This window comes from Flavobacterium sp. ACAM 123, from assembly GCF_000264055.1.
Classification (GTDB): domain Bacteria; phylum Bacteroidota; class Bacteroidia; order Flavobacteriales; family Flavobacteriaceae; genus Flavobacterium.
This window is the reverse complement of the sequence record NZ_AJXL01000008.1, coordinates 53,452-60,017: the sequence shown is the minus strand read 5'-3', so window position 1 is coordinate 60,017 and position 6,566 is coordinate 53,452. Positions and strand designations below refer to the sequence as shown.

Here is a 6,566-nt window from a genome sequence, read left to right as displayed (position 1 = left end):
AAGCCTCGAAATAGTATTTACTACTTTCGAGGCTTTTTTTGATACAAAAATAAACTAATTTATTTTCTGTGTTCTGTTATCTTTACATTAATCGTTCATCGAGATTAAAAACTCTTCGTTATTTTTAGTTTGTTTGAAACGGTCGTTTATAAAACTCATCGCTTCAACGGGATTCATATCTGCAAGGTATTTTCTCATGATCCACATTCTTTGTAGCGTTTTCTGATCTAATAATAAATCATCCCGTCTTGTACTTGATGATGTTAAATCTATTGCCGGGAAGATGCGTTTATTAGCAATTTTTCTATCCAATTGTAATTCCATATTACCGGTACCTTTGAATTCTTCAAAAATCACTTCATCCATTTTAGAACCAGTTTCCGTTAATGCAGTCGCAATAATACTCAAAGAACCACCATTTTCAACATTACGGGCAGCTCCAAAGAATCGTTTTGGTTTTTGTAGCGCGTTAGCATCTACACCACCACTTAATACTTTACCTGACGCCGGTTGTACAGTATTATATGCTCTGGCTAATCGCGTAATAGAATCTAAAAGAATCACTACATCATGGCCACACTCTACTAATCGTTTTGCTTTTTCAAGTACGATGTTAGCAATCTTAACGTGTTCTTGAGGTTCTCTATCAAAAGTAGATGCAATTACTTCTCCACGCACGCTACGTTGCATATCTGTAACTTCTTCCGGACGCTCGTCTATCAATAAAACAATAAGATAAACTTCAGGATGATTCGCAGCAATTGCATTGGCAATTTCTTTCAGCAGCATGGTTTTACCTGTTTTTGGCTGAGCGACAATCATACCTCGTTGTCCCTTTCCTAAAGGAGAAAACAGGTCAATAATTCGAGTTGAAATAGTACTTTGTCGTGCCGCCAAATTAAATTTTTCTGATGGAAAAACAGGCGTTAAATGTTCAAATGAAACTCTATCACGAACCACTTGAGGATCATGTCCGTTTATTTTCAAAACTTTTACTAAAGGGAAGAATTTCTCTCCTTCTTTAGGCGGACGTACCACCCCTTTAACAGTGTCTCCTGTTTTTAAACCAAATAATCTGATTTGAGATGTTGATAAATAAATATCGTCCGGTGATGCTAAGTAATTGTAATCTGAGGACCGTAAGAAACCATAGCCATCAGCCATCATTTCCAGAACACCTTCACTTTCTATTATTCCATCAAATTCAAAATCAGAATCCCTAAAATTACTTTTCTTACTTTTAAAGTTTGGATTTTGATTTTGCTTATTTAATTGATTTGGGTTTACTTTTTTAACAGGAGCTACGACTTCTTCGATTGTATTGGAATCAATCGCAACAGTCTCTTCACCTTCTTTACCTAATTCTTTTGCGTCTTCCTTATCCTTTTTTAAAGCAATTTTCTTTTCGTAAGCCGATTTATTAAACTTAATAATCTTACCTACTTTTTTTTCTGACACTGAAGATTCATTTACTGACTCCCCCTCATTCACAGCTTCGACTTGAGAACTTACTTCAGCTGGTAAATCAACCTTCGCCTTAAGTTCTGTATATGCAGGAGCGTCCTCAATGTTCTGAATTGGACTGATTTTAGCTTTTTGAATGGCTGCCTTCTTAACGGGAACGATACGGGCCCTTTTAGGCTTATCATCCTCAATAAAGGATTCCATTTTTAAATCTAAAGATGGATCTTCTTTAGTCGTTTGATGCTCTAAAATCTGACCAATTAAGGTTTCTTTTTTAACACCGTTAAACTTTATGGTTTTAGCTGCTTTAGCTATAGCTTGAAGCTCAGAAAGCTTCATTTCTTTTAATGCAGAAATATCAAACATGAATGTTCTATTGGTTTAATTAATTTGGATAATACTAAAAAGATAGATAGTAATTATTTATTGTGAATTGACCGCAGTATGAAGTGCTTACGGTTGCCTCCTGCAATAATACGAATAAAATTTAATGATACAATAGTATTTTAAAAAAAGAAAATATATTTTTGTGCAACAAATTTGATAAAATGATACAAAGAATTCAAACGATATATTTAATTCTTGCTTTTGTAGTTACAGGAATACTGCCTTTTTTATTTCCGCTATGGACAATGAACAGCGGAGAGGATTATTTTTTTATGCAAAACCAATTTTACGTTATTCTTTTGGGTTTGAGCACCACGCTTAGCTTAGTGAGTGTTGTTTCCTATAAAAAAAGACAGAATCAATTTGTCATCGGCAGATTGAACATAATTTTAAATTTAATTTTATTGGGATTATTTGTTTATCGTTCACTAAACGTATCTAGAGAAACAGTTCTTGTTTCTGAGAAAGGTATTGGGATGTTTCTACCTATTGTCGCTATCGTATTATTAGTGTTAGCTAATAAGGCCGTCAAAAAGGATGAAGATCTTGTCAAATCTGTGGACAGATTGAGATAAACCCATAATATTAGTTTATTAGTGCGAAGGAAACCCGAATGAAAATTCGGGTTTTTTTATGCTTATTACTAAGAATAAGGCAATAAATAAAACGCTTTAAACCCATTATAATACTTTTTTTTTATATTTTTGATGCAACCAGTTATAGCATGAAAGACAAAATACGGATACACCTAGCAGATGACCACCAAGTACTAATAGACGGCATGCGCACGCTTTTAAATACGGTTTCTAATTTTGAGGTAATTGGCTTTTCTTTGGACGGCAGCTCGCTCTATGATGATGTGACAAACAATCAGACAGACATTCTTGTACTTGACATCAGCATGCCGAAAAAAGACGGAATCGCAGTAATTAAGGAATTTGCCAAAAAAGGGTACCCCTGCAGGGTAATTATTCTTTCGAGTTATGATGATTTAAAAATTATCCAGGAAGTCATGAAATTAGGAGCGAGTGGTTACTTGACCAAACAATGTGCTGGAGACAATATCGTGGAAGCCATTCTAGCTGTTGCCAACGGAGAAGAATATTTTTGCAACACCGTCAGAGAAAAAATATTTAATACCGCGACAAAAGACAATTCAAAATTAAATAAGCAAAAGCCGAACATCGGTTCCATCTTAACAGAAAGAGAACTTGAAATCATCATCTTGATTGCACTAGAGCATAGCGGAAAAGAAATTAGCGAGAAATTATTTATCAGCACTAATACCGTGGAAACGCATCGCAAAAACATCATGAAAAAGTTAAAAGCAAAGAACACCATCAGTTTAGTTAAGTTTGCTCTTAAAAACAAATTAATCAAGTAATAAGCATAAAAACAATATTCCAGCTCTTTCGCAAGGGGCCGCTGATCACTAGCTTTAAAAATTGAAAAAGACACGAACAGATACTATCCTCTATGCTCAAAATCCGATGCTTTTTATTGTTACTATCATTAACTCTTTTTTGCAATCCCGCATTTTCGAACAGCGAAGTTCCCAGCAAAAATGAAATTAACAAAATGATAAAAGAAGCTACCAATCTGATGAAGGCGGGTAAATTCGAAAAATCTTTAATAAAATCAAGAGTTGCCTTAAAATTCGCTATCGCCATCAAAGACGACAATGGCATAGCCACTTGTTATAATACAATTGCTGCAACCTTTGATGAGTTAAGTGAATCTGACAAAGCATTCTTCTACTATCAAAAAGGACTTGTTTATGCTAATAGAACTACTAACGACAAACTAAAAAACTGGCTCTATAACAACTTAGGAAATATCTATTGCTTTGATAAAAAGGAGTATGAAAAAGGGATTTATTATTATAAAAAATCATTAGAATACAGCGCGAAAAATCGCGACACTACCCAAATGATTTTGACAAAGTTAAATATAGCTTGGGCTTACTTTGATATTGGTGATTTTAATAAAGGTTTACCCTATCTCAATTTTATCAATAAAAACCATCCACAATTTGGCGATGAATCGACTATCGTTGCCTTAAACATGCTAAATGGGATGTATTATTGCTACAAAAACGAACCTGAAAAAGCGGCTTCGTTCTTTGAAAGCGCTATCAAAAAAGGGAATCAAGGAGATGAAAAATCAGACTTATCATTTACACATCAAGAATACTCTAAGTTTTTATTAAAAAATGGCAACTATAAAAAAGCATACGAACATTTAGCAACCTATAATAGTATCACTACTGCCCTCAATTATGAAGAGAAGCTAAAGAAAATAAATGTTGCCGGAATTAATCTGGAATTAGATGAATATAAAAGAGAGGTCGATAACATCGAAGCAAAATACAAAACGAAGGAGCAGGTACTTTTAGAAAGACAATCCAAAAACAAACAAATAAGCATCATTATAATTTCGTTACTACTTTTTATCATTATCCTTTTCTACTTTTTCTTTCAAAATACGCAACTAAAACAAAAAAATAACCTTAAAGACATCCAAAGCAAAATTCAGGAAAATATTATAAATGCATCGATTGATGGCCAAGAACTGGAACGAAAAAAAATCGCTAATTTCTTGCATGACAACATCAGTGCTTTACTTTCCTCTGCTGGTTTGCATTTGAGCGTCTTCAGCTCTAAAAATCAAATAGAGTCAGAAGAAATACGAAAAACAAAAGCGATCTTAAAAGAAGCGCATGACAAGGTACGTGATTTATCTCATGAACTTTTACCATCCCTATTATCGCGTTTCGGACTGTTTTATGCTCTTAATGATTTGTGCGAGAAAAACTCAAATTCCCATATCCACTTTGAATATTCAAGCACTATAGATGAAAAGACACGCTACAATAGTGAATTTGAAATGAAAATGTACTTTATAGTAATGGAGCTGCTCAATAACGTCATTAAACATAGTGGCGCCGAAAATACAACGCTTAGTTTACAGGAAGTAGAAAATCAATTACTGATTCAAGTATGGGATAATGGAGTAGGCTTCGATACCAGTAAATACAATCCTAGTGAAGGATTTGGCCTGAATCAAATATATGCCCGAATTAACAATATGAAAGGAGAACTTGTTGTACAGTCCAAACTAAATTCTGGGACATCAGTACATCTAAAAGTTCCAATTTCCCGTGCTGATTAATTATACGCGCTTTTCAATTTCAATAATTTCTAAGTCCTTTATTTTATCGCCCTCAATCACAAAGCGCAGCATCGTTCGAATCTGATGAAAGCCACTTTTACCGCAGGCACCCGGATTCATATGCAGTAGATTGTGTTTCTTGTCGAATATCACCTTCAAAATATGTGAATGTCCACAAATAAATAATTGGGGTGGATTTAATGCCATCTCCGCTTTAAGCGCTGGATTGTATTTCCCGGGATATCCACCGATATGCGTCATCCATACATCAACCCCTTCGCACATAAAACGGTTGTGTAACGGAAACTCTAAACGAGCTTTCGCATCGTCGATGTTCCCATAAACCGCTCGCAACGGCTTTAATTTTAGTAAAGCATCGGTTACAGCTAAATCTCCAACATCACCAGCGTGCCAAACTTCGTCAGCCAGAGCGACATATTTCAATATGGTATCGTCAATGTAACTGTGCGTATCAGAAAGCAAGAGGATTTTCGTACTCAAAATTCTATGTTTTTTAAGTTGTTGTGGACTTGGGTTTTCATTTTCAGGAGCTAATCCAGCTATACGCTTGTATCTTTTTGTTTTTTTTTAAAAAAAAAGGATATCGCTTCTATCTGGGCTAGGAATTCCGGCAAAAATAGCCATTCCTATTCCAAATAAAAAATAAGTTTCGGCGCAAAAAATAGTACAGCTTTCTCTCTACTTGAAAAAAATTAAATCGGTACCTTTGCCTCTTTCAATGTATAAACATGTTTTCCTTCAACCCCGCGAGATTTTGAAGCACACAGAAGGAATTCAGTAGTTCAAATGAGATATTTTATAAAATTAGCATATAACGGATCCCTATATCACGGCTGGCAATACCAACCGAATGCCTTGTCAATTCAAGAAACGATGAATAAGGCTATTTCTACCTTGCTCAATTCAGAAATCAGCATTATGGGAGCCGGACGCACGGATACCGGTGTTCACGCCAAAACAATGTATGCCCATTTTGATTTTGACACTTTTTTTGATATCCCGAGTTTAGTACATAAGCTCAATTCCTTTTTACCAAAAGACATTGCTGTTCACGATATTATTACCGTTGCAAATGAAGCCCATGCTCGTTTTGATGCTTCAAAAAGAACCTATGAGTACCACATAAATACCTTTAAAGATCCGTTTTTGCAAGAGCAAAGTTGGTACTTTCATCAAAAATTAGATATTGAGTTAATGAATGAAGCAGCAATGCTATTGTTTAACCATCATGATTTTCAATGTTTCTCGAAGGTAAATACAGATGTTAATACCTTTGATTGCACGATTTTTGAGGCCGGTTGGAAACAAAACAACAACAAGCTTATTTTTACGATTTCGGCTAATCGTTTTTTGAGGAATATGGTTCGATCTATTGTGGGAACACTTTTGAACGTTGGATTACATAAGATTACACTTGATGATTTTAACACCATCATAGTATATAAAAACAGAGATAAAGCTGGGTTTTCAGTACCAGCACATGGTTTGTATCTGACTGAAATAGAATACGATTATTTATAAAA

General features: G+C 34.7%; 6 protein-coding genes. 4 read left to right on the top strand and 2 right to left on the bottom strand.

Annotated elements, in window-relative coordinates; translation table 11 throughout:
* Positions 1-87 precede the first annotated feature (87 nt).
* Positions 88-1,830, bottom strand: coding sequence for a transcription termination factor Rho (gene rho / locus A3SG_RS0102565; protein WP_016988442.1), 1,743 nt, complete (start codon positions 1,828-1,830; stop codon positions 88-90).
* Between the two features lie 182 nt (positions 1,831-2,012).
* On the opposite strand from rho, the gene A3SG_RS0102560 reads away from it, so the two are divergent.
* From A3SG_RS0102560 to A3SG_RS0102550, 3 genes are all read left to right on the top strand, one after another.
* Positions 2,013-2,426: a DUF4293 family protein gene (locus tag A3SG_RS0102560; RefSeq protein WP_016988441.1), complete on the top strand. Its 414-nt coding sequence runs from the start codon at positions 2,013-2,015 to the stop codon at positions 2,424-2,426.
* 149 nt (positions 2,427-2,575) lie between these two features.
* A complete protein-coding gene (locus A3SG_RS0102555; protein ID WP_016988440.1) occupies positions 2,576-3,235 on the top strand; it encodes a response regulator transcription factor in 660 nt (219 codons plus the stop codon).
* 194 nt (positions 3,236-3,429) lie between these two features.
* Positions 3,430-5,022 carry an ATP-binding protein gene (locus A3SG_RS0102550; RefSeq protein WP_232226259.1) on the top strand — a complete coding sequence of 531 codons (1,593 nt, stop codon included), beginning with the start codon at positions 3,430-3,432 and terminating at the stop codon, positions 5,020-5,022.
* Here A3SG_RS0102550 and A3SG_RS0102545 read toward each other — a convergent pair whose 3' ends face one another.
* Positions 5,023-5,523 (bottom strand): metallophosphoesterase family protein, encoded by a 501-nt coding sequence (locus tag A3SG_RS0102545; protein WP_157485275.1) that lies wholly within the window; start codon positions 5,521-5,523, stop codon positions 5,023-5,025. It abuts the gene before it with no gap.
* A gap of 306 nt (positions 5,524-5,829) precedes the next feature.
* Between A3SG_RS0102545 and truA the strand changes: the two genes are divergently transcribed.
* Positions 5,830-6,564 carry a tRNA pseudouridine(38-40) synthase TruA gene (truA, locus tag A3SG_RS0102540; protein ID WP_016988437.1) on the top strand — a complete coding sequence of 245 codons (735 nt, stop codon included), beginning with the start codon at positions 5,830-5,832 and terminating at the stop codon, positions 6,562-6,564.
* Positions 6,565-6,566: the final 2 nt, after the last annotated feature.

Excerpts from the sequence above, each read along its gene's own strand:
- A3SG_RS0102550 (WP_232226259.1), top strand. The coding sequence starts at position 3,430 with ATGATAAAAGAAGCTACCAATCTGATGAAGGCGGGTAAATTCGAAAAA.
- truA (WP_016988437.1), top strand. The coding sequence starts at position 5,830 with ATGAGATATTTTATAAAATTAGCATATAACGGATCCCTATATCACGGC.
- rho (WP_016988442.1), bottom strand. The coding sequence starts at position 1,830 with ATGTTTGATATTTCTGCATTAAAAGAAATGAAGCTTTCTGAGCTTCAA.
- A3SG_RS0102560 (WP_016988441.1), top strand. The coding sequence starts at position 2,013 with ATGATACAAAGAATTCAAACGATATATTTAATTCTTGCTTTTGTAGTT.
- A3SG_RS0102555 (WP_016988440.1), top strand. The coding sequence starts at position 2,576 with ATGAAAGACAAAATACGGATACACCTAGCAGATGACCACCAAGTACTA.